The organism is Microbacterium longlingense (genome assembly GCF_058349825.2).
In genome coordinates, this window is sequence record NZ_JBYRJA020000015.1 from 1 (window position 1) to 23,518 (window position 23,518).

At 70.1% G+C, this 23,518-nt stretch carries 23 protein-coding genes, 2 tRNA genes and 1 riboswitch; of the genes, 12 read left to right on the forward strand and 13 right to left on the reverse strand.

From position 1 onward, the window contains the following. Nucleotides 1-152: 152 nt before the first annotated feature. Nucleotides 153-225: transfer RNA gene (locus AC3RXY_RS15315), tRNA-Thr, on the reverse strand. Between the two features lie 198 nt (nt 226-423). Here AC3RXY_RS15315 and AC3RXY_RS15320 point away from each other — a divergent pair. Together AC3RXY_RS15320 and AC3RXY_RS15325 are read left to right on the forward strand one after the other, a co-directional pair. Continuing rightward, a complete protein-coding gene (locus AC3RXY_RS15320; RefSeq protein WP_491511786.1) occupies nt 424-942 on the forward strand; it encodes a Fur family transcriptional regulator in 519 nt (172 codons plus the stop codon). Then, nucleotides 939-2,459, forward strand: coding sequence for a catalase (locus AC3RXY_RS15325; RefSeq protein ID WP_491511787.1), 1,521 nt, complete (start codon nt 939-941; stop codon nt 2,457-2,459). The genes AC3RXY_RS15320 and AC3RXY_RS15325 overlap by 4 nt, the downstream gene beginning before the upstream one ends. Before the next feature lie 612 nt (nt 2,460-3,071). Here the strand turns inward: AC3RXY_RS15325 and AC3RXY_RS15330 are convergent. Then, nucleotides 3,072-3,206, reverse strand: coding sequence for a hypothetical protein (locus tag AC3RXY_RS15330; RefSeq protein ID WP_491511788.1), 135 nt, complete (start codon nt 3,204-3,206; stop codon nt 3,072-3,074). Between the two features lie 136 nt (nt 3,207-3,342). Here AC3RXY_RS15330 and AC3RXY_RS15335 point away from each other — a divergent pair, with 136 nt between their 5' ends. From AC3RXY_RS15335 to AC3RXY_RS15350, 4 genes are all read left to right on the forward strand, one after another. Next, complete coding sequence (locus tag AC3RXY_RS15335; RefSeq protein WP_491511789.1) at nt 3,343-3,690, forward strand: ArsR/SmtB family transcription factor; 348 nt, start codon at nt 3,343-3,345, stop codon at nt 3,688-3,690. A 97-nt stretch (nt 3,691-3,787) separates the two neighbouring features. Continuing rightward, nucleotides 3,788-4,762 (forward strand): SRPBCC family protein, encoded by a 975-nt coding sequence (locus tag AC3RXY_RS15340; protein ID WP_491511790.1) that lies wholly within the window; start codon nt 3,788-3,790, stop codon nt 4,760-4,762. A 51-nt stretch (nt 4,763-4,813) separates the two neighbouring features. Further along, nucleotides 4,814-5,425 carry an isochorismatase family protein gene (locus tag AC3RXY_RS15345; protein WP_491511791.1) on the forward strand — a complete coding sequence of 204 codons (612 nt, stop codon included), beginning with the start codon at nt 4,814-4,816 and terminating at the stop codon, nt 5,423-5,425. A gap of 2 nt (nt 5,426-5,427) precedes the next feature. After that, on the forward strand, nt 5,428-5,958 hold the full coding sequence (locus AC3RXY_RS15350) for a DUF1697 domain-containing protein (RefSeq protein WP_491511792.1): 531 nt from the start codon (nt 5,428-5,430) through the stop codon (nt 5,956-5,958). A gap of 179 nt (nt 5,959-6,137) precedes the next feature. Here AC3RXY_RS15350 and AC3RXY_RS15355 read toward each other — a convergent pair whose 3' ends face one another. Beyond that, nucleotides 6,138-6,419, reverse strand: coding sequence for a metal-sensitive transcriptional regulator (locus AC3RXY_RS15355; protein ID WP_491511793.1), 282 nt, complete (start codon nt 6,417-6,419; stop codon nt 6,138-6,140). A gap of 91 nt (nt 6,420-6,510) precedes the next feature. On the opposite strand from AC3RXY_RS15355, the gene AC3RXY_RS15360 reads away from it, so the two are divergent. The 5 genes from AC3RXY_RS15360 to AC3RXY_RS15380 all read left to right on the forward strand — a co-directional run bounded on the left by AC3RXY_RS15360 (nt 6,511) and on the right by AC3RXY_RS15380 (nt 11,746). Beyond that, nucleotides 6,511-8,178 carry an FAD-dependent oxidoreductase gene (locus AC3RXY_RS15360; RefSeq protein ID WP_491511794.1) on the forward strand — a complete coding sequence of 556 codons (1,668 nt, stop codon included), beginning with the start codon at nt 6,511-6,513 and terminating at the stop codon, nt 8,176-8,178. A gap of 57 nt (nt 8,179-8,235) precedes the next feature. Next, nucleotides 8,236-8,308: transfer RNA gene (locus AC3RXY_RS15365), tRNA-Lys, on the forward strand. Between the two features lie 55 nt (nt 8,309-8,363). Next, nucleotides 8,364-9,008 (forward strand): DNA-directed RNA polymerase subunit beta, encoded by a 645-nt coding sequence (locus AC3RXY_RS15370; RefSeq protein ID WP_491511795.1) that lies wholly within the window; start codon nt 8,364-8,366, stop codon nt 9,006-9,008. Between the two features lie 182 nt (nt 9,009-9,190). After that, nucleotides 9,191-10,075 (forward strand): aminodeoxychorismate lyase, encoded by an 885-nt coding sequence (locus AC3RXY_RS15375; RefSeq protein WP_491511796.1) that lies wholly within the window; start codon nt 9,191-9,193, stop codon nt 10,073-10,075. 216 nt (nt 10,076-10,291) lie between these two features. Then, entirely contained in the window at nt 10,292-11,746 is a 1,455-nt protein-coding gene (locus AC3RXY_RS15380; protein WP_491511797.1) for a glyceraldehyde-3-phosphate dehydrogenase, read from the forward strand. Between the two features lie 44 nt (nt 11,747-11,790). Here AC3RXY_RS15380 and AC3RXY_RS15385 read toward each other — a convergent pair whose 3' ends face one another. Continuing rightward, nucleotides 11,791-13,236: a helix-turn-helix domain-containing protein gene (locus tag AC3RXY_RS15385; protein ID WP_491511798.1), complete on the reverse strand. Its 1,446-nt coding sequence runs from the start codon at nt 13,234-13,236 to the stop codon at nt 11,791-11,793. 127 nt (nt 13,237-13,363) lie between these two features. Between AC3RXY_RS15385 and AC3RXY_RS15390 the strand changes: the two genes are divergently transcribed. Beyond that, entirely contained in the window at nt 13,364-15,232 is a 1,869-nt protein-coding gene (locus tag AC3RXY_RS15390) for a phosphoenolpyruvate carboxykinase (GTP) (protein WP_491511799.1), read from the forward strand. Between the two features lie 100 nt (nt 15,233-15,332). Here the strand turns inward: AC3RXY_RS15390 and AC3RXY_RS15395 are convergent, their stop codons facing one another. The 9 genes from AC3RXY_RS15395 to AC3RXY_RS15435 all read right to left on the reverse strand — a co-directional run bounded on the left by AC3RXY_RS15395 (nt 15,333) and on the right by AC3RXY_RS15435 (nt 23,475). After that, a complete protein-coding gene (locus tag AC3RXY_RS15395; protein ID WP_491511800.1) occupies nt 15,333-17,219 on the reverse strand; it encodes an ABC transporter ATP-binding protein in 1,887 nt (628 codons plus the stop codon). A 179-nt stretch (nt 17,220-17,398) separates the two neighbouring features. Beyond that, nucleotides 17,399-17,614 (reverse strand): AsnC family protein, encoded by a 216-nt coding sequence (locus tag AC3RXY_RS15400; protein WP_491511801.1) that lies wholly within the window; start codon nt 17,612-17,614, stop codon nt 17,399-17,401. 94 nt (nt 17,615-17,708) lie between these two features. Then, nucleotides 17,709-18,056, reverse strand: a complete 348-nt coding sequence (locus AC3RXY_RS15405; RefSeq protein ID WP_491511802.1) for a Fe-S protein — start codon at nt 18,054-18,056, stop codon at nt 17,709-17,711. A gap of 110 nt (nt 18,057-18,166) precedes the next feature. Further along, entirely contained in the window at nt 18,167-18,649 is a 483-nt protein-coding gene (gene ribH, locus AC3RXY_RS15410) for a 6,7-dimethyl-8-ribityllumazine synthase (RefSeq protein WP_491511803.1), read from the reverse strand. Continuing rightward, complete coding sequence (gene ribA / locus AC3RXY_RS15415) at nt 18,646-19,917, reverse strand: GTP cyclohydrolase II (protein ID WP_491511804.1); 1,272 nt, start codon at nt 19,915-19,917, stop codon at nt 18,646-18,648. The genes ribH and ribA overlap by 4 nt, the downstream gene beginning before the upstream one ends. Further along, complete coding sequence (locus AC3RXY_RS15420) at nt 19,914-20,537, reverse strand: riboflavin synthase (RefSeq protein ID WP_491511805.1); 624 nt, start codon at nt 20,535-20,537, stop codon at nt 19,914-19,916. The genes ribA and AC3RXY_RS15420 overlap by 4 nt, the downstream gene beginning before the upstream one ends. Then, on the reverse strand, nt 20,537-21,580 hold the full coding sequence (gene ribD / locus AC3RXY_RS15425) for a bifunctional diaminohydroxyphosphoribosylaminopyrimidine deaminase/5-amino-6-(5-phosphoribosylamino)uracil reductase RibD (RefSeq protein ID WP_491511806.1): 1,044 nt from the start codon (nt 21,578-21,580) through the stop codon (nt 20,537-20,539). The genes AC3RXY_RS15420 and ribD overlap by 1 nt, the downstream gene beginning before the upstream one ends. Before the next feature lie 48 nt (nt 21,581-21,628). Then, nucleotides 21,629-21,779, reverse strand: a riboswitch (FMN riboswitch). An 84-nt stretch (nt 21,780-21,863) separates the two neighbouring features. Next, nucleotides 21,864-22,727: an Fpg/Nei family DNA glycosylase gene (locus AC3RXY_RS15430; protein ID WP_491511807.1), complete on the reverse strand. Its 864-nt coding sequence runs from the start codon at nt 22,725-22,727 to the stop codon at nt 21,864-21,866. A gap of 193 nt (nt 22,728-22,920) precedes the next feature. Further along, the gene (locus AC3RXY_RS15435; RefSeq protein ID WP_491511808.1) at nt 22,921-23,475 is read right to left on the reverse strand and encodes a GNAT family N-acetyltransferase; all 555 of its coding nucleotides are present in this window, start codon (nt 23,473-23,475) and stop codon (nt 22,921-22,923) included. Nucleotides 23,476-23,518 lie beyond the last annotated feature (43 nt).

The following is a 23,518-nucleotide window of genomic DNA, read 5'->3' on the forward strand; positions in this document are numbered from 1 at the left end:
ACTCTGGCACCGCTCAGGCTGGATCGGCGAACACTGACACGCCCAACCCCATCCACTCTTTTCTGCCGATAACCCCCCGATTGCTCCACGCGTCGGCGAAAGACGCCAAAGGCCCGGTCAGGATTTGCATCCTGACCGGGCCTTTTCTGGGGAGCCGCCTAAGGGAATCGAACCCTTGACCTATTCATTACGAGTGAATCGCTCTGCCGTCTGAGCTAAGGCGGCGTGCGCACAGGCGCGATCCACGATATTACCCTGCCGGAGGCCATGTCGCCAATCGAGGAGAGCACGCGTGCGCGCGAGCCGCGCTCACGTGACGGAGGCCCGCGGGGGCGGGCCTTCCGCGGACGGCGTCGATGTGCAGGCCGAACGGCTCCTGCGGGGTCCTGTTGAATAGTTCCTATCATTGGTAGAATAGTTTTTATGACGGACTCCGCCCGTTCCGTGAGGGAAACGGTGCTCCGGGAACAGCTCCGGGAGGCCGGGCTTCGTGTGACCTCACCCCGGCTGGCCACCCTGGCCGTCGTCGCGGAGCGGCCGCATGCGGAGACCGATGAGATCGCGACGGCGGTGCGCAGTCGCCTCGGCTCCGTCTCGACGCAGGCCGTCTACGGCGTGCTCCACGCGCTGACAGCGGCCGGACTGGTGCGTCGACTGGAAACCGGCTCGCGGGAGCCGGCCCGATATGAGATCCACCGGCACGACAATCACCACCACCTCGTGTGCCGAGTGTGCGGACGCGTCGAAGACGTGCCGTGCACCAGAGGCGAATCGCCCTGCCTGGAGCCCGCGGACGACCTCGACTTCCACATCGAGACGGCCGACGTGCTCTTTCGCGGGCTCTGTGCCCCGTGCCGCGACGCGGCAGCCGCTCCCGCGAGCGGGGAGCACTCAGAAGTCCATCCGGCACGATCCACCACCTGTGAGGAGAAGACCCCATGACGACCTTCGATCCGACAGCCGATTTCCGTCCGGACATCCCATCAACCACCGAGACGGGGGCGCGCCGTCAGAGCGACGCCAACTCGCTGAGCGTCGGCCCGGACGGTCCGCTGCTGCTGCACGATGTGGCGCTGGTCGAGAAGCTCGCGCGCTTCGACCGGGAGCGCATTCCGGAGCGCAGCCCGCACGCGAAGGGCTCCGGCGCCTTCGGCGAGCTGGAGATCACCGAAGACATGTCGGCGTACACCCGCGCAGGTCTGTTTCAGAAGGGCGTCAAGACGCCGATGCTGGCGCGTTTCTCCACCGTCGCCGGCGAGCTCGGCTCGCCGGACACCTGGCGGGACGTGCGCGGATTCGCGCTCAAGTTCTATACCAAGGAAGGCAACTTCGACATCGTCGGGAACAACACCCCGACGTTCTTCGTGCGCGATCCGATGAAGTTCCCCGACTTCATCCACTCGCAGAAGCGCATGCCGGACTCCGGTCTGCGCGACAACAACATGCAGTGGGACTTCTGGACCCTCTCGCCGGAGTCGGCGCACCAGGTGGCCTATCTGATGGGCGATCGGGGCCTGCCCAAGACGTGGCGCAACATGAACGGCTACTCCTCCCACACCTACATGTGGGTCAATGAGGATGGCGAGCGTTTCTGGGTGAAGTACCACTTCCTCACCGAGCAGGGTGTGGAGAACATCCGCAACGAGGAGGCGGACATCCTCGCCGGCAAGGACGGCGACTATCACCGCCGTGATCTGTTCGAGGCGATCAAGCGGGGCGACTACCCGTCGTGGCGCGTCGAGGTGCAGATCATGCCGTTCGAGGATGCCAAGACCTACCGGTACAACCCCTTCGACCTCACCAAGGTCTGGCCGAAGAAGGACTATCCCCGTATTCCCGTCGGACGGTTCACCCTGAACCAGAACCCGGTCAACCACTTCGGGCAGATCGAGCAGGCCGCGTTCAGCCCGTCGAACACCGTCCCGGGCACCGGGATCTCGCCGGACAAGATGCTGCTGGGCCGGATCTTCTCCTACCCAGACGCGCAGCGGAACCGGCTGGGCACGAACTTCAACCAGCTGCCCGTGAACCGCCCGGTGGTGCCGATGAACTCCTACGACAAGGAGGGCGCGATGCAGTTCTTCAACAGCGGCGATGCGCCGGTGTACGCGCCGAACTCCTATGGACGCTGGTTCCAGGACGAGCAGGGGCCGGTCGACAACGGCTGGGAAGCCGACGGCGAGCTGGTGCGCGCGGCGTACACACTGCACGCCGATGACAGCGACTTCGGTCAGGCGCACACGCTGGTGCGCGATGTCTTCTCCGAGGAGGAGCGCGGCCGCCTGGTGGAGACGGTGACGGGCACGCTGCTCGGCGGCGTCGTGGAGCCCGTCCTGTCGCGCGTCTTCGAGTACTGGCGCAACATCGACCAGGAGGTCGGCGAGAACATCGAGAAGGCGTACCGCCAGCACAACGGCGAGCAGGTTCCCGGCGCCGATCCTCTGCCCGCGGACGACTGACAACTGCGCCGGTCCGCGGCATCGGCCGATGCAGGTGAGGCCCGACCCCGGCAGGGGGCGGGCCTCATCCGCGTCTGATGAGCCCGTCGGCAGTACGGCGGGCTCTGCGGCTCCAGTGTGCACCGGGCCGTAACCGAGCCGGCGATGACCGCAGGCGGCGACTGGGGAGAGCGAGATGACACTCGGCGTCGGGCCGGGGTGCTCGACGCGTCTTCGTGTCGGGGGGCTTTCGCGGCCGATATCCCCGACAGCCCGCTCCGATCGTCGTTCAGACGGTGTTCCGCGTCGACATCCCGGCCCGTTCGCTCTGCTGCAGCCGGCCGTGCCGCGGTCCGACGATGCGGGCGGGCTGAGAATGACATCACCGGTAGCCGCTGCGACTCTCGCGGCACTCGTGCACCGGATCACCGGCCTCTTCGGCCGGGCGCAGACGGATCGACTCGACGGCGAGCGCATGCGGTGCGGACCCCGTGCTTCACGAGGTCCGCCTTCGGGAGCGCACGGGACGTCTGCGCGGCTGGAGAGCGCCGAGCTCCCCGGGCACGTCTGCGCGTCCGCGAAGGCCGGACCTCCCCGCGATCATCGGCATGCGTAACGTCATCGCGCATGAACTCAGCGGCCCACGAACACGGTGACATCGACGACGAGACGGTGTGAGCGGTCGTCCTGACGTGCATCGAACCGCTGATCGTCGGCCTCGACCGCCTGCGGGGCGGGGTCGACCCGCTGTCGCGGACTGGTGTTCAAGCGACGGGACCCTGTTCGTGACCGCGAACAGCGGTTTCAGAACACGCCTCCACGTGTTTTGCTGCCGGATCCCGTGTCCCCCGACGCGACGGCGGGGCATTGACACCGCGCGCGTTCGGCTCTAACGTGCAACCAAATGGTTGTGCAAGATGGTGTGAGCGACGACGAGATCGATCGGGTGTTCCGAGCGCTGGCGGCGGCCACGCGGCGCGACATTCTGCGTCGGGTCATCGCGGAAGAGCAGTCTGTCTCGGCGCTGGCTGCCGCGTATGACATGTCGTTCGCTGCCGTGCAGAAGCACATCGCGGTGCTCGAAGCGGCGCAGCTCATCGTCAAGCGCGCCGCCGGACGCGAGCGGATCATCCGCGCCGATCCGGCGATGATCGCCCGTGCGCGCGGGCTGCTGGCGCGCTATGAGGACATGTGGCGCGCCCGCATCGATCGGCTCGACGCCCTTTTCGCCGACCCCGAGAACAGCGCCTGATCCGGCGCACCCAGCGCACGATCCAGAGCACGACCCAGCGCACGACCCAGAGCACCGTCCAGAACCACGGCCCGGCAGCGAACCAAAGGAGACCGCCATGCCTCTGACCTCCATCGACACCGATGCAGACAACCTCACGATGACCGTCGTCGCTGACTTCGAGGTGCCCGTCGAGCGCCTCTGGCGCGCGTATTCAGACCCTCGCCAGCTGGAACGCTTCTGGGGCCCGCCCGGATGGCCGGCGACCTTCACGCTGTTCGACTTCTCCGTCGGTGGCCGGGCCGTGTACAGCATGACCGGACCGCGCGGCGAGATCGCGCGGGGAGCATGGGAGTTCTTGCGCATCGACGAGCCGCGCGGCTTCGAGGTGCTGGACTCCTTCGTCGATGACGAAGGCAACGATGCCGCCGGCATGCCGGTCATGCGCATGGTCTACACCTTCGAATCCACCGAAACCGGCTCGCGCCTGCACAGCGTGAGCCACTTCCCCTCGCTCGAAGCCCTGGAGCAGGTCGTCGCCCTGGGTGTCGTGGAGGGAACCACGATGGCGATGGGACAGGTGGACGCCGTGCTCCACGATCTGCGCGCCTACGCACAGGGGGCCGGCACGCGCCTCGAGATCCTCGACGACACCCACGTGCGCATCACGCGACTCATCGACGGTCCGCGCGAGCTCGTCTGGCGCGCCCACCACGAGCCGGACCTGCTGAGGAAATGGTTGCTCGGGCCCGACGGCTGGGTCATGACCGTGGCGGAGCCCGGCGATGTCGCCGGCGCGGCCCATCGGAGCGTGTGGGAGCAGGAGGGAGCGCCGGAGACGGCTTTCGGATTCGAGGGAGAAGTCCTGCTGATCGACGCCCCGCGGCGCGTGGTCACCACCGAACGGATGATCGGGGTGGCGGATCCCGTCACGATCAACGATCTCCAGCTGTACGAAGAGGACGGCGCGACCCTGCTCACCCTTCTCATCGAGTACCCGGACAAGGAGACGCGCGACACCATTCTCGCCACCGGCATGATCGACGGCATGGAGACCTCCTACGCTCGCCTGGACACGCTTGCCGGACACTGAACGCGCGCCCTGCCCCTGTCCGATGCGCCCCCGCAGGCGTACCCTCGGAGCATGGGCAGGGCGCTTCTCATCGTCGACGTGCAGAACGACTTCACCGAAGGCGGGGCTCTCGCGGTCGCCGGGGGTGATGCCGTCGCAGCGGGCGTGAGCGGTCACCTCGCCGCCGCCGCGGGGAGCTATCGCGTGATCGCGGCATCCCGGGATTGGCATGTCGCCGACGGGGACAACGGCGGGCACTTCGCCGCAGAACCCGACTACGTCGACACCTGGCCGGTGCACTGCGTCGCCGGAACCCCGGGGGCGGAGTACGACCCCCTGTTCGTCGCGGACGCCGTGACCCACCACATCCGCAAGGGTCAGGGTGTGCCGGCGTATTCGATGTTCGAGGGCGTCGACGACGAGGGCAAGAGTCTCGGGCACCTGCTGGCCGCCCACGGCGTCGTCGAAGCGGACATCGTCGGCATCGCCACCGATCACTGCGTGCGGGCGACCGCTCTCGACGCGATCGCCCATGGTGTGCGCGTGCGTATCTTCACAGACCTCATCGCCGGGGTCGGGGAGGAGTCCAGCGCGGCGGCGCTGGCGGAACTCGCCCACGCCGGGGCGGAGCTCGCAACATCGGGCGCCGGCGCGGCCGCGTCTCACGCCCCCGACGGGCCCTGATCGTGGTCGGGGCGGTCCTGCTGCTCCGCGGGGTGAACGTCGGCGGTCGGAACCGGGTGCCGATGGCGCAGCTGCGTGCGCTGCTGGCCGAGCGCACCGCACTCACCGGCGTGGGAACGTACATCGCCAGCGGTAACATCCACTGCGATGCACCGGCCGATCTCCCCGCCGCATGTGCGGAGGTGCGTGCGCTGATCGCCGCGGCGTTCTCGGTCGACACCCCCGTCATCGGGCGGACGCACACGCAGCTGGTGGCGTCCGAGGCGGCTCAGCCGTTCGCCGACGCAGACCCGCGGATGCTGCACGCGATCTTTCCCGCTGCGCCCCCTGCTCCCGGGGCGGTCGAGACGTTGCGAGCGCGGGCGCACGCCGACGAGAGAGTCGCGCGGGTCGGCGATGACGTGTGGATCGACTTCCGCAGCGGCGTGCGCAGCTCGAAGCTCACGCCCGGGGTGCTCGACCGTGTGCTGGGCGCGCCCGGAACGGCGCGCAATCTGCCGACCGTCCGCGCACTGATCGAGCGCACCGCCTAGCGCCCGCCCCGACCAGCCCCGCTTCGTCGGCGTCTTCGTCGATGCGGTCTTTCCCGAACTCAGGCAGAATCCGCGCAATCGGCCCCGACACGCCGTCTGTGGTCGGCGCGGCGGGGTTTTGCCTGAGTCGGGGACGAGGGCCGACGGAGCCGGGCCGGGCGGGTGGGGGCCGCGGGGCGTCAGGCGAGGGAGAGGAACAGCTTTTCCAGCTCCGCGGGGGAGTGCTCGCCGTCCGGGTCGGTCAGGCACTCCTGCAGGGCGCTGGAGATCACCAGGAAGCCGGCTCGATCGAGCGCTTTGGACACCGCCGCGAGCTGCTGCACGACCTCGCGGCAGTCGGCTTCGGCCTCGACGGCGGAGATCACCGCCGCGAGCTGACCCTGGGCGCGCTTGAGGCGGTTCAGAATGCGTCGCCGGGCCTCGGGGTCGTGGTCGGGCGTCGTGCTCTCCGCGTTCGTCATGACGGGGCCTCCTGTCGTGCCGGTGGGGTCCAGCATACCGCGGGGGGTATAGTAAAAATACTCATGGGGGTATTCATCATCGGGAGGCGTCGTGAGGATCGTGATCGTGGGCGGCGTCGCCGCCGGGATGAGCGCCGCCGCTCGGGCGCGGCGGCTCGACGAGTCGGCGGAGATCGTCGTCCTCGAACGCGGCGATGAGGTCTCGTTCGCGAACTGCGGACTGCCGTATTACGTCGGCGGAGAGATCGAGGCGCCGGAGAGCCTGCTCCTGCACACGCCCGCATCGCTGCGGGCGGCGCTCGACCTCGATGTGCGCGTGCGCCACGAGGTCACGGGTCTCGATGCAGACGCCAAGACCGTCACGGTGGTCAGCAGCGCCGGAGTCGAGCAGCTGGCGTACGACGCGTTGATCCTCGCTCCGGGGGCGCTCGCCGTGCGTCCCCCGATCGAGGGTCTCGACTCGCCGCGCGTGCGCACGCTGCGCACCGTGGCGGACGCGGTCGCCCAGCGGGAGGCGGTGCAGACCGGAGCCTCCCGCGCCGTGGTGCTCGGCGCGGGCTTCATCGGCATCGAGGCCGCGGAGGCCTTGCGGATGCAGGGTCTCGCTGTCGATGTCGTCGAGCTGGCCCCGCACGTGCTTCCGCCGCTCGAGCGGGAGCTCGCGTCGGTGGTCACCGCCGAGCTGCGGCGCCTCGGCATCACCGTGCACGACGGCGTGGGCGCCACGGCGATCGAGCGCGGCGGACAGCACGACACGGTCGTGCTGTCCGATGGCACGCGCCTGGCGGCCGACATGATCGTGCTGTCGGTGGGCGTGCGCCCCGACACCGCTGCTTTCGAGGCCGCCGGTGTGGTGTGCGAGAGCGGCGCGATCATGGTCGACGAGCACGGGCGCACCAACCTGCCCGCGGTCTACGCCGCCGGAGACGCCACGGTCTCCACCGATGCGGTCACCGGGATCCGCCGCCCTGTCGCGCTGGCAGGCCCGGCCAACCGCGCCGGCCGGCAGATCGCCGATCACATCGTCCGGCCGGCGCAGGCCCGTCCGATCCCGATGCCGGTCGGCACCGCCATCGTGCGCGTGGGGGAGCTGACCGCTGCCATGACGGGTGCGAACCGGGCGGCTCTGGACAGGGCGGGGATCACCTACGACACCCTGCACCTGCACCCGGCGCAGCACGCCGGGTATTTCCCCGGCGCCCGCTCCTTCGACCTGATCGTGCACGTGCGCCGCGGCGATGGCCTCCTGCTCGGCGCGCAGGCGGCGGGCGGCGATGGCGTCGACAAGCGCATCGACGTGCTCGCCACCGCGATCCGCGCCGGCTTCGCCGTCGCCGACCTGATCGACCTCGACCTCGCCTACTCGCCGGTGTACGGCAGCGCGAAGGACGCGGTGAACATGGTCGGGATGGTCGGCTCCAACGTCATCGACGGCACGCTGCGGCTCTGGTACATCGACGATCTCGCGGACGAGCTCGCCGCCGGTGCCGTGCTGCTGGATGTCCGCAGTGCCAAGGAGTTCGCCTCGGGGCATCTGCCCGGTGCCATCAACATCGCGCACACCGAGCTGCGCGACCGTCTCGACGAGGTTCGTCAGGCGGCGGGAGCACGCCCGGTGCGGGCACTGTGCGGATCCGGCGTGCGTTCCCACATCGCCCACCGGATCCTCACGCAGGCCGGTTTCGACTCGGCCTCGCTCTCCGGGGGCATGCTGACGGCCCGGGCGATCCGCGGCGCAGACGGGCTGGTCACCGTCTGACACGACGTCTCCGGGCGCGCGGCTGGGGGCCCGCGCGCCCGTAGACTGTTCTGATAGCCCCCTATAGCTCAGTTGGTAGAGCATCGGACTTTTAATCCGCGGGTCGTAGGTTCGAGTCCTACTGGGGGGACAGCGGAAAGCCGCCGGGATGCCCCGCGTGCCTCGTCGCGGCGTAGCCTGGAGGGATGTCGCAGAGCTTCCACCGACCCGTGTTCCGCCCCTCCGGCGCCTTCGAGGCATTCCAGGGGTCGGCGGACCCGGCGGAGACTGCGCGCATGGCTCAGATCACCGCGTCGGCGCTGCTGGCACGCGTGCGCGCCGACGTCTCCGGCACGAGCGCCGAGCGGATGGTCGCGTTCGCCGCGGAACACGGTATCGACGAGATCGCCGAGCTCTGGGCGCAGGCTCCGGCGCGATCGCTCGCCGGCGCCCTGTGGCGGCTGCACCTGCTGCAGCTCTCCATCCATCGCGATGCGGCTCTGGCTGCGTTGCTCTACGAGCGGGGACGTCAGGAGCTGGCTTCGGCCGACGCGCTCGTGGCCGGGGCTCCGACGCCCGCGACGCCTGCCGAACTGGAGGAACTGATCGACACGATCATGCGCGGCGCTTTCAGCGGTGACTTCGCGGTCGCGCTGGAGCGCGCTGCGGCCTTCTGCCGGGTGCAGGCCTCGGGAGCGACGCACGTCGCCGACGACGGCGAGGCGACGGAGCCAGAACGCGCGACAGCACTCACCCGGCGGGCGCTGCGGCTGTCCAGCTACGCCGTCGACCTCACGGTGGTCGCGATGCTGTGGCGCAGCGGGGAGCTGGCGGTCATCGAGTCTTTCTGACCGCGGCGTCCCGGTGGAGGAGAGAAAAAGGGCCGGACCGCAGATGAACGCCTCTCGGCGGAAGGCCGCTCGCAGCGGCAGAATTTGGAGCCCGGGGTTACTGCGGCCCGGCCACTCCAGTGTAACGCGTGGCAGCGTGCGGTATTCCCGGTGATCGCGAATCGGGCCAGTAGGCTCAGAGCATGAGCTGGCGCTTCGCCCTGATGATCGATCCTGTCGCCGCTGACGACCTGCGCGGCGACTACGCCGACACCCTGACGGTGATCGACGCGGCGGCTCCGGCGCTCAGCGTCGGCGAGCTGAGCACCCAGCGCGGCGACGGGGTGTTCGAGTCGATCGGCGTGGTCGACGGTCACGCCCAGGAGACGGTGCCCCACCTCGAACGGCTCGCGCACTCGGCTCGGCTGTGCGATCTGCCCGCGCCCAACCTCGCCCAGTGGCGCCAGGCGGTCGATCGGGCGGCAGCGGCATGCCCGTCGGGCGAAGCTGTGATCAAGCTCATCCTCAGCCGTGGCGTCGACAACGGGCCGGCCCCGACCGCGTGGGCCACGGCCTCGCCGGCGGGAGACTTCGCCGCCGTACGGACCCAAGGGGTGCGGGTGGTCACCCTCGATCGCGGCTTCGACAGCGGTGTCGCCGAGCGTGCGCCCTGGCTGCTCCTCGGCGCCAAGACGCTCTCCTACGCCGTCAACATGGCCGCGATCCGCGAGGCCAGGCGACGCGGCGCCGACGACGCGATCTTCCTGTCCAGCGACGGGTACGTCCTCGAAGCACCCACGGCGTCGCTCATCCTGCGCCGTGGCGACCGGTATCTGACGCCGGAGCCCTCCGGCGGAATCCTCCGCGGCACCACCCAGCTGAGCGTGTACGACTTCCTCGCCGCGCGGGGGCTCCGGGCGGAGTACGGCACGATCCCGGCCGCCGAGCTGACCACGGCGGATGCGGCCTGGCTGGTCTCGAGCGTGCGCCTGGCGGCCCCGGTCGCGGCGATCGACGGCGTCGAGATCGCCGTCGACGCCGCCTTCACCGCCGAGCTCAACGCCTATCTGCTCTCACCGCGCGACTGAGCGCGAGCGAACATCCGTCCGCGCAGCGGCTGCGCCGGTGCGTGACGGCGGGCTCAGGCGTTCTGTTGCCACGGCACGCAATTATGCGGATCTTTACGGCGCCCTGGTCGATGCAGGGCCGTTCGACCCTCTACCCTGGAACGGGGGAGACTCCTTCCTCAGCGCGCCGCAACTCCTGGTGCGCTTTCCGCGTGCACGTATGTTCAAGGACGCTGAATGACCGACTCCGCCTCTCACCGCGATGAATGGGTGGCCCGTGAGGCCCTCGCCGAGCAGATGATTCCCCTTGTGGGCCAGTTGAACCGCGAGCGAGGTGTCGTCACCTCGCTGCAGGGGCACCGGCTGCTCGGGCTGTCGACGATGGGCCTGTTGGAGACCCACGAGCGCATCACGCAGCTCGGCCACGACGAGGTGCGCCCGGAAGACACCCTCGCGGTGCTCCAGGCGGTGCGCGACCTCGACCCCGGCCCCGTGTCGATCGATCTGGCCCGGCTGGTGAGCGGCCACGCGGCCAGCGGGCGCGACCTCGTCGACTACCTGCGCGACGAGCTCGCGCCGGTGCTCGGCGGCGAGATCGCCGCACCGGAGCCCACGGATGTCGTCCTCTACGGTTTCGGCCGTATCGGGCGGCTGCTGGCTCGCATCCTCATCGCCCACACCGGCGGCGGCAGCGGGTTGCGCCTCCGCGCGATCGTCGTGCGCAAGGGCGCGGAGAACGATCTCGACAAGCGTGCCTCCCTGCTGCTGCGCGACTCGGTGCACGGCCGTTTCGACGGCACCGTCACGGTGGACCACGAGAACGACCAGATCATCGCCAACGGCAACCGCATCCAGGTCATCTACTCCAACGATCCCGCCACCGTCGACTACACCGCCTACGGCATCCGCGACGCGATCGTGGTCGACAACACCGGCCGCTGGCGTGATGAGGCCGGCCTCAGCCAGCATCTGCAGTCGACGGGCGTCGCGCGCGTGCTGCTGACCGCGCCGGGCAAGGGCGAGCTGAAGAACGTCGTGCACGGCATCAACCACGATGTCATCACGGCCGATGACCGCATCGTCTCTGCGGCGTCCTGCACGACCAACGCGATCACCCCGGTGCTCAAGGCGGTCGACGAGGCCTACGGCATCGTGCGGGGCCACGTGGAGACGGTCCACTCGTTCACCAACGACCAGAACCTCATCGACAACTTCCACAAGGGCGACCGCCGCGGTCGCTCCGCCGTGCTGAACATGGTCATCACCGAGACCGGAGCCGCCAAGGCCGTGGCCCGCGCGCTGCCCGAGCTGGCTGGCAAGCTCACCGGGTCGGCGATCCGCGTGCCCACCCCCGACGTCTCGCTGGCGGTGCTGCACCTCACGCTGGAGAAGGCCGCAGACCGTGACGAGCTCAACGACTACCTGCGCCGCGTCTCGCTGCACTCGAAGCTGCGCCAGCAGATCGACTACATCGAGTCGCCAGAGATCGTCTCGACCGATTTCGTGGGATCCCACCGTGCGGGCATCGTCGACGGGCTCGCGACGATCGCGAACGACACCGACGTGGTGCTCTACGTCTGGTACGACAACGAGTACGGCTACTCGTGCCAGGTCGTCCGTGTGATCGAGGTCTTGGCCGGGTCGCACCCGGTCGTGCTCCCGCCGCGTCGCGAGGTGACCCTGCAGGGATGAGACTGATCCGGCGGGCCGCGCGTTCCGGGCGGCCCGCCGGATGCTCAGCTCCTGATGGCGTGACGGTCGAGGAAGGCGTACACCTCGGTGTCGTCGACGCCGGGGAAGGCGCCGCGGGGCAGCGGCGAGAACATGTGCTGGTGCACCCGTGCGCTCGGCCACGCCTTGCCCTCCCAGCGGGCGGAGGCCTCCGCCGGCGGACGGCGGCAGCACGCCTCGTCCGGGCAGGTGGACCGCTCCCGCGCCGGGGTATCGCGCCCGCGCCACCAGCGAGCGTCGTCGAAGGGCACGCCAACGGTGATCGAGTAGACCCCGCGGTCGGCGGAACCGGTCTGGGTGGAGCACCAGAAGGTGCCGGTCGGGGTGTCGGTGTACTGATGGAACTCCACGGTCCGGTTCTGCTGGGCGAAGGCGGTGCGCGCCGAGAAGCGCGCACAGGCCTTCTGACCTTCGATCGCCCCGGTGACGTCGCTCGGCAGCGGCAGGTCGTCGTTCTCGTAGACGCGGGTGATCGCGCCGTTCTCCTCCGCGCGGAGGAAGTGCAGCCGGATGCCGAGATGCTCCGTCAGGAGATTCGTCATGCGCATGCCCGCCGCCTCGTGGGTCACACCGAACGCATCGCGGAAGTCCTCCACGGCCAGGTTCCGTTCCTTCTTGGCCTGCACCAGGAACGCCAGCGCCGCGGTCTCCGGCATGAGGCAGCAGGCGGCGTAATAGTTGATCTCCAGGCGCTGCTGCAGAAAGTCGGCGTAATCGGTCGGCGGGGTGTGCCCGAGCAGCCGGTGGGCCATCGCCTGCAGCGCCATCGAGCGCAGGCCGTGGCCGCCCGGGATCGAGGTGGGCGGCAGGTAGATCCGGCCGTTCTCGAGGTCGGTCACCGATCTGGCTGAGTCCGGCAGGTCGTCCACGTACAGCAGCTCGAAACCCAGCTGCTCCGCCATGACGCTCACGGTGCGGTGGGAGAGCGCGCCGGAGACGTGGCCGGCGGCGCGCAGCTGGCGCTCGGCGAGCCGCTCGATATCGGGCAGGTAGTTGTTGCTGTCGCGCATCCGCAGGCGCAGCTCGGTGTTCGCACGCCGAGCCTCCTCGGGGGTCGCAATGGCCTCGCGCTCGCGGCGGTGCAGCTCCCGGTAGAGGCCCAGGACGGACTCGAGGGTGTCATCGCTCATGCCCTTGGTGACCTTGATGGGCGCGAGGCCGAGCTGACGGAAGACCGGGCTCGCCTGCGCATCGGCGAGCTCGATCTCCAGCGCCGCGCGCCGGTTCGGCGGCTCGCCGGAGAGCAGGTCGGAGACATCTGTCCCTGTGGCTCCCGCAATCGCCTGGAGAAGGGAGAGCTTCGGCTCCCGCTTGCCGTTCTCGATGAGGCTGAGCTGGCTGCCCGCCACGCCGACGAGTGCGCCGAGCTCGTCGAGGGTGAGTCCCCTGCCGAGGCGGTGGTGGCGGATGCGGTGGCCGAGCGTGGTGAGCGCGAGTCCGGTCGTTGGCATGTGAACACCGTAGTGGAAAGACACCGTCATTTGTAAAGATCGCGTGTTCTTATCGCGTTGGAGCCTCATAAATACAGGTAAACAGCGGGAGAATGAGAAGGTCAGTACGCCTTGAGGAGCAACGATTATGGCAGTGGCCGCGACCGGCAGCATTTCGACCGTCTGGGACTCCGAGGAAGGAGTGGCGCCGGACTACGACACGCCGGCTTTTGCCGAGCTTCGCGCCTGGGTCGATCGTGTCGCCGCGCAGACGCAGCCCGCCGCCATCCACTGGGTGAGCGGCTCTCGGGCCGAGAACGAGGCGCTCATGCGCCAGATGGTCGCCGAGGGCACCATCATCCAGCTCGACCCCGAGCTGCGCCCCGGGTCGTACCTGGCTCGCTCGCACCCCAGCGACGTCGCCCGCGTCGAGGCGCGCACGTTCATCGCCTCCGAGCGGGAGGAAGACGCCGGCCCCACCAACAACTGGGCGGAGCCGAACGAGATGCGCCGCACGCTGGACGGCCTGTTCGCCGGCTCGATGCGCGGCCGCACGATGTACGTCGTGCCGTTCTCGATGGGCCCGATCGGCGGCCCGCTCTCGCACATCGGCGTGCAGATCACCGACAGCGCCTACGCGGTCGCATCGATCGGGATCATGACGCGGGTGGGCGCAGAGGTCACCGCGCAGATCGCCGCCGGCGCCCCCTGGGTGCGCACCGTGCACACCGTCGGCGCACCGCTTGAGCCCGGCCAGCAGGACGTCGCCTGGCCGTGCAACGAGACGAAGTACATCGTGCACTTCCCGGAGACCCTGGAGGTGTACTCCTACGGTTCGGGGTACGGCGGCAACGCCATCCTCGCGAAGAAGTGCTTCGCGCTGCGCATCGCTTCGGTGATCGCGCGCGAGGAGGGGTGGCTCGCCGAGCACATGCTGCTCATCCGCGTGATCGACCCGCAGGGGCGGCGCTACCACGTGGCCGCGGCGTTCCCCTCGGCCTGCGGCAAGACGAACCTCGCGATGCTGCGCCCCACCATCCCGGGCTGGCGGGTCGAGACGCTGGGCGATGACATCGCCTGGATCCGTCCGAGCGCCGATGGGCGCCTGCGCGCGATCAACCCGGAGGCCGGCTTCTTCGGCGTCGCGCCGGGAACGGGCGAGTCGACCAACGTCACCGCGGTCGAGACGCTGTGGGGCAACACCATCTTCACGAACGTCGCCCTCACGCCCGAGGGCGATGTGTGGTGGGAAGGTCTCACCGACGAGGCGCCGGCCGAGCTCACCGACTGGGAGGGCAACCCCTGGACGCCCGAGGCCGGCCGGCCCGCCGCGCACCCGAACTCGCGGTTCACCGTGGCCGCAGCGCAGTGCCCGCAGATCGCGGACGACTGGGACGACCCAGAGGGGGTTCCGCTTGACATCATCCTGTTCGGCGGTCGCCGGGCGTCGAACGTCCCGCTCGTGGTGGAGGCCTTCGACTGGGAGCACGGCGTGCTGCTGGGCTCGATGATCGCGTCGGAGCGCACCGCCGCGGCCGAGGGCACGCTCGGCGAGCTGCGGCGTGATCCCTTCGCGATGCTGCCGTTCTGCGGGTACAACATGGCCGACTACTTCGCGCACTGGCTGAAGGTCGGAGCGTCCGTGGGGGAGGAGGGTCTGCCGGGCATCTTCCAGGTCAACTGGTTCCGCCGTGGCGCCGACGGTCGCTTCCTGTGGCCGGGCTTCGGTGACAACGCCCGCGTGATCGACTGGATCCTCCGCCGCCTGAGCGGCGAGGTCGGGGCTGTCGAGACCCCGATCGGCCGGCTCCCGAACGCCGCGGACCTCAACCTCGACGGCATCGAGGTGCCGGCGGAAGACCTCGACGAGCTCTTCGACGTCGACCCCGCCGCCTGGCAGGTCGAGGCCGACCTCACCGAGGAGCTCTACGACTCCTTCGGCGACCGGGTGCCCGCGCAGCTGCGGGGTCAGCTGGCCGCTCTGCGGGAGCGCCTGACCGCGGCGGCATCCGCCTGACACCGACGCCGTTACAGGCAAACAGCACCAGAACAGGCCGCTTCCGCGGATTCCGGCCTGTTCTGGTGCTGTTTGCCTGTTTTCGAGCAGGCGCGCGGGGCTAGGGCGTCAGGAGCTGGTGGCGGGCCAGGTCTCGGTAGAGCGCCGTCGTCTCGACCAGCTCGTCGTGCGTGCCCTGGCCGACGACCTCGCCGTTCTCCAGCACCACGATCAGGTCGCTGTCCACCACGGTCGAAAGACGGTGGGCGATGACGATGAGCGTCCGGCCGGCCGCAACAGCATCGATCGCATCGCGCATGCGCTGCTCATTGACGCCGTCGAGGGACGAGGTCGACTCATCCAGGAGCAGAATCGGCGCCGCGGTGAGGAGCGCGCGAGCGATCGCGAGCCGCTGGCGCTCGCCGCCGGAGAGCATCACGCCGTCCTCGCCGACGGGCGCCTGGAGCCCGAGCGGATTGCGTTCGAGCACATCGCCGAGGTTGACGGCCCGCAGCACCCGTTCGCAGTCGGCATCGGTGGCGTCCGGCGAGGCGAGACGAAGGTTGTCGGCGAGCGTTCCGGCGAGCGTCGGCGCATCCTGCTCGACGTATCCGAACTGCCCGCGCAACTCGTCGCGCGGGTAGGTGCGGATGTCGTGTCCGTCGAGGCGGATGGACCCCGCCGTCGGATCGTAGAACCTCTCGATCAGCGAGAGGATCGTGCTCTTTCCCGCGCCGCTCGGGCCGACCAGGGCCACGCGCGCGCCCCGCGGGACATCGAACGACACCCCGCGCAGCACCTCCTGCGAGCCGTCGGAAGACGCCGGGGGAACGGGGTCGAGGTGGATCTGCTCGAGCAGCGCGCGCGCCTCGGACGCCGCGGCCTCGCGCGCGGCGATCACGCTGTCCGGATAGCGGAACCGCACGTCGCGGAACGAGATCGCCGGAGCGTCGCGCTGCGCGGGCGAGCGGCCGATGCGTGCGGCCTCCTCGGCGTCGCCGTCCGTCTCGAGGGGGAGATCGAGCACCTCCTGGATGCGGCCGAGCGCGCCCAGCGCCTGGTTCACCGAGGTGATGGCGCCGAAGGTCGACGCCAGCGGCATGACCAGCAGGAACAGGAACATGATGAAGGTCACCAGGCTCGCGATGTCGATCGCTCCGGCGGCGACGCGGAACCCGCCGACGCCCAGCACCGCCAGCAGGGAGACCTGCAGGGCGATGCCGGCGACCGGGACGACGAACGAGGAGACCTTCGCGATGCGCACGCCCAGCCCGTAGGCCTCCTGTGCGAGAGCGGCGATATCGCGGGTCTCCCGTTCGGTCGCCCCCGAAGCGCGGACCGTGCGAATGGATCCGACCGCGCGCTCGACGCCGGAGGCGAGCTCGCCGACCTTCTCCTGCTGGGCGGCGGACGCCACGCGGATGCGCCCGCTCAGCACGACGACGGCGATCAGCGACAGGCCGAGCACCACCGTGATGAGCAGGAGGAGGAGCGGATCGATCACGAGCATCGCGATCAGCGCTCCGAGGAAGAGGATGGCGTTGCCGACGGCGTCTGCGAGCCCCTGGGTGAGCACGGCGTACAGCAGCGTGGTGTCTGTGCCCACGCGCGACACCAGGTCTCCCGTGCGGCGGGCGTCGAACTCGCGGATCGGCAGGTGCAGGATGCGGGCGATCAGCTGCCGGCGGCTGGAGTACACCACGGCGGTCCCGGTGCGCTGCAGGAGGTAGTGCTGGTAGCCGGAGATGATCGACGACACGATCACGAACCCGACGAGGAGCCAGACCAGCGTCCCGAGCGTCTGACCCTCTTGCACCCGGGTGATGACCTGTCCGACGAGGGCGGGCTGCACCAGGGTGGCGAAAGCGCCGAAGACGCTGAGAAGCGCGACCCACACCAGGGTCCGGCGGTGTTCGAGCAGAAAGGGGACGAGCTGGCGGAAGGTGGCGCGCGGGCCGTCCTGCTGCGCGCCACGGCCGCGGCGGCGGGGAGTCGCCGTGCGTGACATGGATCTACCTCGGTCGCGGAAGGGGGAAGCTACCTGATGACCGTATGGGGGGCGCCTATGGACTTCCTGCACCGGGGGGTGCAGGGGCGGGCCTTCCCCGGGCATCGAGGGCGGCGGAGCGCATCCGGATCATGGACCGGCGCTGCGCGGCTGGGCTCGACACGGCCGCCGGGGATGGCTCAGGTCTTGCCGAAGCGGCGGTGCGCTGCCTGGCGCGTCACGCCGAGAGCGCTCGCGATCGCCTGCCAGGAGTGCCCAGCGATGCGCGCCCGGCGCACCTGCACCTCTTCGTTTCGCGCGATCTCGCGGCGCAGATCGGCGAGACGGCGCAGCTCGGCGAGCGGCTCGCGCTCGCCGTCCGCGCCGATGCGGGTCATGATCGCGTCGCTGCCCATGGCGGAACTCCTCCCGGATGCCGCAGGCGGGCATCCGGTGTCAACTTTAGGTGACGCCGTCGTAAGTGTCAATGAGTATTGACACCCGCGGATCTCACCAGAGGACGGCGATCGCCGCGTTGCCGAGGGTGAGGCCGCCGACCAGCCAGAACAGGACGGGGGAGACGTTCTCGCCACGACGCTGACGGGCAGCACCGATGCCGATCAGGGCGCCGATCACCAGCAGGATGCCGAGCTTCACGGCGATCTTGGGGTAGTTCAGGTCGGCACCGCCCCACGGAGCCGCGAGGGCGAGGCCGGCCACCGCGGCGATGACGAGGCCCCAGTTCATCATCTTCGTGAAACGCTGCTTGCCGCCGAACGCCTCGACGGCCCAGGCGCCGAAGAGCACGGCGAAACCGACGAGGTGGGCCAGGACGACAGCGTGACGAAGGATCTCCATGCCTTCACGGTAGGTGATGCCCCGGCCGGTCGCCAGCGAGGCAGGGCTAACCGGGCGGGGCTGACCGGGCGGCGCCGATCCCGCGCAGAGCGTCGCGGACGCGAACGGGCCTACTGCCCGCCGCGCAGGTCGCGGACGACCAGCGCCGTGCGCAGCGCGGCGTCAGCGGCCTCCGCTCCCTTGTCCTCCTTCGAGCCGGGCAGGCCGGCGCGGTCCAGACCCTGCTGCTCGTCGTCGAGGGTGAGGACGCCGAACCCCACCGGCTTGCCGGCGTCGAGGGCCACACGCGTCAGGGAGTCTGTGGCAGCCGCGGAGACGTACTCGAAGTGCGGCGTGCCACCGCGGATGATCACGCCGAGCGCGACGACCGCGTCAGCACCGCCGGCGAAGGCCGCCTGCGCGGCGACGGCCAGCTCGAACGAGCCCGGCACGCGCACCAGGCGATGCGTGGCCCCTGCCGCATCCAGAATGCGCTGGGCACCGGCGATCAGGCCGTCGGTGATCTTGTCGTGCCACGTGCCGGCGACCACGACGACACGCAGACCAGCCGCATCAATCCCCTCGGTGTTTCTGGGGGCTCCTGCTCCGCTCATCTGCTGCTCCTCTCGACGCTGTCCCTCATCGACTCCGCGATGGCGTCGTCGGCGATCACGTGCCCCATGCGGGCGCGCTTGGTCTCCAGGTACTGGTGGTTGTTGGGGCCGACGCCCACCACCAGCGGAACCTGCTCGATCACGTCGATCCCGAGGGCGCGCAGCTGGTCCACCTTGTCGGTGTTGTTCGTCAACAGGCGCACCTGAGCGATCCCGAGATCGGCGAGGATCCCCGCAGCGGCGGCATAGTCGCGCGCGTCGGCGGGGAGCCCCAGGGCGAGATTCGCGTCGAGGGTGTCCAGGCCCTGCTCCTGCAGGGCATAGGCGCGCAGCTTGTTGACGAGGCCGATGCCGCGCCCCTCCTGGCCGCGCATGTAGATCACCACGCCGCCGTCGCGGGAGATCGCGTCGAGTGCGGCGTCCAGCTGCGGCCCGCACTCGCACTTCTGCGAACCGAACGCCTCTCCGGTCAGGCACTCCGAGTGCACGCGCACCAGTGCGGTGCCCTGGGGTTCGCCGGAGATGACCGCGAGATGGTCGGTGCCGGTGATGCGGTCCTTGTAGGCGCGGAAGCGGAACGTGCCGTGCGCGGTGGGGACATGGGCCTCGGCGTGCAGGCTCACCCGGCGGGGGGCCGGCGGGGCGTCGGAGGAGATCGGCTCGTGCTCGTCGAGGTAGGCGATCAGCTGCTCGATCGTGATCACCGGCACGCCGTCGCGCCTGCCGAGCTCGATCAGCTCCGGCAGACGCATCATGCTGCCGTCGTCGGAGACCACCTCGGCGATCGCGCCGACGGGGCGCAGGCCCGCGAGCCGCATCAGGTCGACCGCGGCCTCGGTGTGGCCGGCGCGCTGGCGCACGCCGCCGTCGACGGCGCGCAACGGCAGCACGTGGCCGGGGCGGATGAGGCTCGCCGGGGTCGAGTCCGCCGATGCGAGCACGTTGAGGGTGCGCGCGCGGTCTGCGGCGCTGATCCCCGTCGTCACGCCGGAGGCGGCGTCGACGCTCACGGTGTAGGCGGTGCCGCGGGCGTCCTGGTTCGCTGAGACCATCGGTGGCAGGTCGAGTGCGTCGGCGACGTCCGCGGGCATCGGCGCGCACAGGTACCCGGACGAGAGGCGGATCGTCCAGGCCAGCCACTCCGCTGTCGCGAGCTCGGCGGACAGGATGATGTCGCCCTCGTTCTCCCGGTCCTCGTCGTCGGCGACGAGGACCGGGCGCCCGGCGCGCAGCGCGTCGAGGGCATCGGGGATGGTGTCCAGCTTCATCGGGGGTTCTCCAGTCCGCGGAAGGCGAGCAGGCGCTCGACATGACGTGCCAGCACATCGGTCTCGACGTTGACGCGGTCACCGACCGCACGCTGCCCCAGGGTCGTGGCCGTCAGCGTCTCGGGAATGAGCGACACCTCCAGCCACGGGGCGGGCTCCGCTGGCTCGCTCACCGCACTGACCGTGAGGGATGTGCCGTCGATCGTGATCGACCCCTGATCGACGACGAGGGGGGCGAGATCGGCGGGGATCGCGAACCGGATGACGCTCCACTGGTCGCCCGGACGCACCTCGGCCACCGTGGCGACGCCGTCCACATGACCCTGGACGATATGACCGCCGAGTCGGTCGCCGGCACGCAGCGCCTTCTCGATGTTCACCCGCAGACCCGGCGCTGCCGATCCCAGTGCGGAGACGTCGAGGGTCTGCTTCATCGCGTCCGCGTCGAAGGTGTCGGCGGTCGATCCGACGACCGTGAGGCAGACGCCGCTGACCGCGATCGACTCGCCGTGCACCGCGTCGGCGGCGGCCTGCGGCGCGCGCACCGTGATCCGCCAGCCATCGCCCGCTGGCGTGATGCGGGTGATCTCGCCGATCTCCTCGATGATTCCCGTGAACATCAGCGGTCTCCTCCTTCAGAGTCGCCGGTGTCGGCGACGGGGTGTGCGATCGCGAGGACGTCGGCCCCGAGCGGGACCCAGGCGTCCACGTGCAGCCGGCGGGCATCGTGGATCGAGGGCACGCCGATGTCGGTGAGCGCCAGGCGGCTGCCCCCCAGCAGGACCGGAGCGATATAGGCCAGGACGGTGTCGAAGAGCCCCGCCGCGAGGAATGCGCTGGCCAGCGTCGGGCCTCCCTCGACGAAGACCCGCTGCACGCCGCGCTCGCGCAGATCGTCGAGCACGGCGGCGAGGTCTCTGGTCTCGTACACGAGCGGAGCATGCGGGTGCCGGCGCACCGCGGCGTCCGCGGGGACGGGCCTGCTGCCGATGACGACCGGCATCGGCTGATGTCCGAAGAGCACATCGCCGTCGCGGGCGGTCAGGGCGGGGTCATCGGCGAGGACCGTGCCGGTACCCACGACGATGGCATCGGCCTCCGCGCGGCGCCGGTGCACATCGGCGCGTGCTGCTGCGCCGGTGATCCACCTGCTCGACCCGTCGTCGGCGGCGGCGCGGCCGTCGAGGCTCTGCGCCCATTTCACGGTGACGAGCGGGCGGCCGAGGCGCTGCACGGCGAGCCAGTCGGCGATCACAGCGGTCGCCGCCCCCTGATCGACGCCGCCGACGACGTCGATCCCGGCGGCCCTGAGTCGTTCCGCGCCGCCGCTGGAGGTCTGGCCGGGGTCGTCTGCGGCATAGATCACCCGCGCGACACCCGCATCGATGAGTGCCTGTGCGCACGGACCGGTGCGACCGGTGTGGTTGCAGGGCTCCAGCGTGACGACGGCGGTGGCGCCGCGTGCTGCATCGGCGGGGATCCTGCTGAGGGCATCGACCTCGGCGTGCGGCGTGCCGGCGCCGCGGTGCCAGCCCTCGGCGATCACGGTGCCGGCGGGGTCGAGGATGACGGCGCCGACCTGGGGGTTCAGGCTGCGCGGACCGTTGCGGGCGAGGGCGATGGCGCGCGTCATCGCTGCCTGTTCGGCCTCGCTCACGGTCATGCGTCCTGTTCCTTCGTCGGGCTCCGGGACGGCCGACGGCATGCCGCAGGGCATGCTGCCTCCCATCCGGACTAGCGAGGGGTCACCCCCGCATCACCGTCGGTTCCGGAGTTCCACCGGATCAGCCCCCGCCATCTGTCGCGGGGGCTCGCGGACTGTCACCGCCGGTTCGGATTCTCACCGACCCCGGAGCATGCGTGCTTGTCTCGATCATACTGCGCGGCATGGAGGCGGGGCCGCTTCGTGACGGTGCGAGACGGCCCCCGGGAAGCGGCTTCCTGCCTCACTTGAGCAGTCGCGAGAGCCGCCGGTCGGCGAGGAGCTTGCCGCCGGTCTGGCAGGTGGGGCAGTACTCGAGAGACCGGTCGGCGAAGAACACGCTCTGCACCGCGGTGCCGCACTCCGGGCACGGTTGATCGCGACGCCCGTGAACGCGCATGCCGCCGCGCTTGGCGTCTTTGAGCTGCGCCGGGGGCCGACCAGACGCTGTCGCCACCGCGTGCTCGAGTGTCTCGCGGAGCGCGGCGTAGAGCCGGTCGACCTCGGCGTCATCGAGCGTCGCCGCAATGGCGTAGGGCGACATCCGAGCGACATGGAGGATCTCATCGGAGTAGGCGTTGCCGATCCCGGCGATCACCGACTGATCGCGCAGCAGGCCCTTGACCTGCATCCGGCGTGCGGCGAGCAGTGCGGCGAACACGTCGCGCGTGAAGGCGTCGTCGAGCGGGTCCGGCCCGAGTCGCGCGATGCCGGGAACGTCGGCCGGATCGCGGACCACCCATGCCGCGAGCGACTTCTTGGTGCCGGCTTCGGTGAGGTCGAAGCCGCTGGCGTCGTCGAGGCGCACACGCAGGGCGATGGGGGAGCGGCCTGGCTTGATGGGCGTCGCGGGGACCTCCTCGTACCAGCGCATCCACCCGGCCTTGGCGAGGTGGAAGACGAGATGATTCCCGGCGTCCGTCGCGATATCGACGTACTTGCCGTGCCGCGTGGCGCCGGTGATGCGTGCGCCGTGGAGGGCATCGATCGGTGGGTCGAAGGTCTTCAGCGCGGAGATCGCCGCGACGCTGACGCGCTCGATCACCCGACCTCTCGTCCGTGCGGCGAGGAAGTCGGCAAGGCCCTGAACCTCCGGCATCTCCGGCATGCCGTCATCCTGCCACGGGCCGCTGACATCGGCGCGGAGACCGCTGCTCGCGGCCTCTCCGCGGCGTGATCAGCTGTTGCCGGGAACGATGACCAAAGACCAGCGGAGGAGCATGACGCGGCAGCGCCGCGTGACCACGGCCGCGTCGGCCGACCTGCGCACGCGCACCGTGCCGGATGCGCGGTGCTGTGCGTCAGTCGAGCATCGGCCAGGGCTGCGGCGTGCGGTCGTCATCGGCGAGAAGCCCGGCCACCCAGGAGTCCTCGCGGCCGCGCTGGGTCGCCATCCGCTGGCGGCGCGTGCCCTCGTACTGGAAGCCGAGCGTGCGCGCGGTCCGCGCCGACGGCACATTGCCCACCGCCGCGTTCCACTCGATGCGCTGCAGCCCGATTCGTCCGAAGGCCGCGTCGATCACCGCCCGGCCGGCTTCGGTGAGATAGCCGCGGCCGCGCACGCCGTGCGAGATCCAGTAGCCGAGCTCACCGGCGCCGTCCCGGACCTGCTGGAGCCCGATCATCCCGATCAGGCCGTCGTCGTCGTGCACGGCCCAGTTGAGCTCCGTGCCCGTGGCCCACCCCTCCGTGGCGATTCCGATGAAGATCTCGGCGTCGTCGCGGGTGTACGGGGAGGGAACAGTGGTCCAGCGTGCGATCGCCGGGTCCTGGCAGGCCTCAGCGATCACGTCGATGTCTTCCGCCGTCGGCGCGCGCAGCACGAGGCGCGCCGTGCGGATCTCGAAGGGGTCCATACGGTCTCTTTCTGGCGTCTGAAGGGGGATCGCAGCGCTGCGC

What these genes read in the sequence shown, in the direction of transcription:
- AC3RXY_RS15420 (WP_491511805.1), bottom strand. Translation starts at nt 20,537, where the DNA reads ATGTTCACGGGAATCATCGAGGAGATCGGCGAGATCACCCGCATCACG.
- AC3RXY_RS15395 (WP_491511800.1), bottom strand. Translation starts at nt 17,219, where the DNA reads ATGTCACGCACGGCGACTCCCCGCCGCCGCGGCCGTGGCGCGCAGCAG.
- AC3RXY_RS15345 (WP_491511791.1), top strand. Translation starts at nt 4,814, where the DNA reads ATGGGCAGGGCGCTTCTCATCGTCGACGTGCAGAACGACTTCACCGAA.
- AC3RXY_RS15400 (WP_491511801.1), bottom strand. Translation starts at nt 17,614, where the DNA reads ATGGGCAGCGACGCGATCATGACCCGCATCGGCGCGGACGGCGAGCGC.
- AC3RXY_RS15435 (WP_491511808.1), bottom strand. Translation starts at nt 23,475, where the DNA reads ATGGACCCCTTCGAGATCCGCACGGCGCGCCTCGTGCTGCGCGCGCCG.
- AC3RXY_RS15335 (WP_491511789.1), top strand. Translation starts at nt 3,343, where the DNA reads ATGGTTGTGCAAGATGGTGTGAGCGACGACGAGATCGATCGGGTGTTC.
- AC3RXY_RS15320 (WP_491511786.1), top strand. Translation starts at nt 424, where the DNA reads ATGACGGACTCCGCCCGTTCCGTGAGGGAAACGGTGCTCCGGGAACAG.
- AC3RXY_RS15370 (WP_491511795.1), top strand. Translation starts at nt 8,364, where the DNA reads ATGTCGCAGAGCTTCCACCGACCCGTGTTCCGCCCCTCCGGCGCCTTC.
- AC3RXY_RS15355 (WP_491511793.1), bottom strand. Translation starts at nt 6,419, where the DNA reads ATGACGAACGCGGAGAGCACGACGCCCGACCACGACCCCGAGGCCCGG.
- ribD (WP_491511806.1), bottom strand. Translation starts at nt 21,580, where the DNA reads ATGACCGTGAGCGAGGCCGAACAGGCAGCGATGACGCGCGCCATCGCC.
- AC3RXY_RS15380 (WP_491511797.1), top strand. Translation starts at nt 10,292, where the DNA reads ATGACCGACTCCGCCTCTCACCGCGATGAATGGGTGGCCCGTGAGGCC.
- AC3RXY_RS15385 (WP_491511798.1), bottom strand. Translation starts at nt 13,236, where the DNA reads ATGCCAACGACCGGACTCGCGCTCACCACGCTCGGCCACCGCATCCGC.
- AC3RXY_RS15375 (WP_491511796.1), top strand. Translation starts at nt 9,191, where the DNA reads ATGAGCTGGCGCTTCGCCCTGATGATCGATCCTGTCGCCGCTGACGAC.
- AC3RXY_RS15340 (WP_491511790.1), top strand. Translation starts at nt 3,788, where the DNA reads ATGCCTCTGACCTCCATCGACACCGATGCAGACAACCTCACGATGACC.
- ribA (WP_491511804.1), bottom strand. Translation starts at nt 19,917, where the DNA reads ATGAAGCTGGACACCATCCCCGATGCCCTCGACGCGCTGCGCGCCGGG.
- AC3RXY_RS15430 (WP_491511807.1), bottom strand. Translation starts at nt 22,727, where the DNA reads ATGCCGGAGATGCCGGAGGTTCAGGGCCTTGCCGACTTCCTCGCCGCA.
- AC3RXY_RS15325 (WP_491511787.1), top strand. Translation starts at nt 939, where the DNA reads ATGACGACCTTCGATCCGACAGCCGATTTCCGTCCGGACATCCCATCA.
- AC3RXY_RS15390 (WP_491511799.1), top strand. Translation starts at nt 13,364, where the DNA reads ATGGCAGTGGCCGCGACCGGCAGCATTTCGACCGTCTGGGACTCCGAG.
- ribH (WP_491511803.1), bottom strand. Translation starts at nt 18,649, where the DNA reads ATGAGCGGAGCAGGAGCCCCCAGAAACACCGAGGGGATTGATGCGGCT.
- AC3RXY_RS15405 (WP_491511802.1), bottom strand. Translation starts at nt 18,056, where the DNA reads ATGGAGATCCTTCGTCACGCTGTCGTCCTGGCCCACCTCGTCGGTTTC.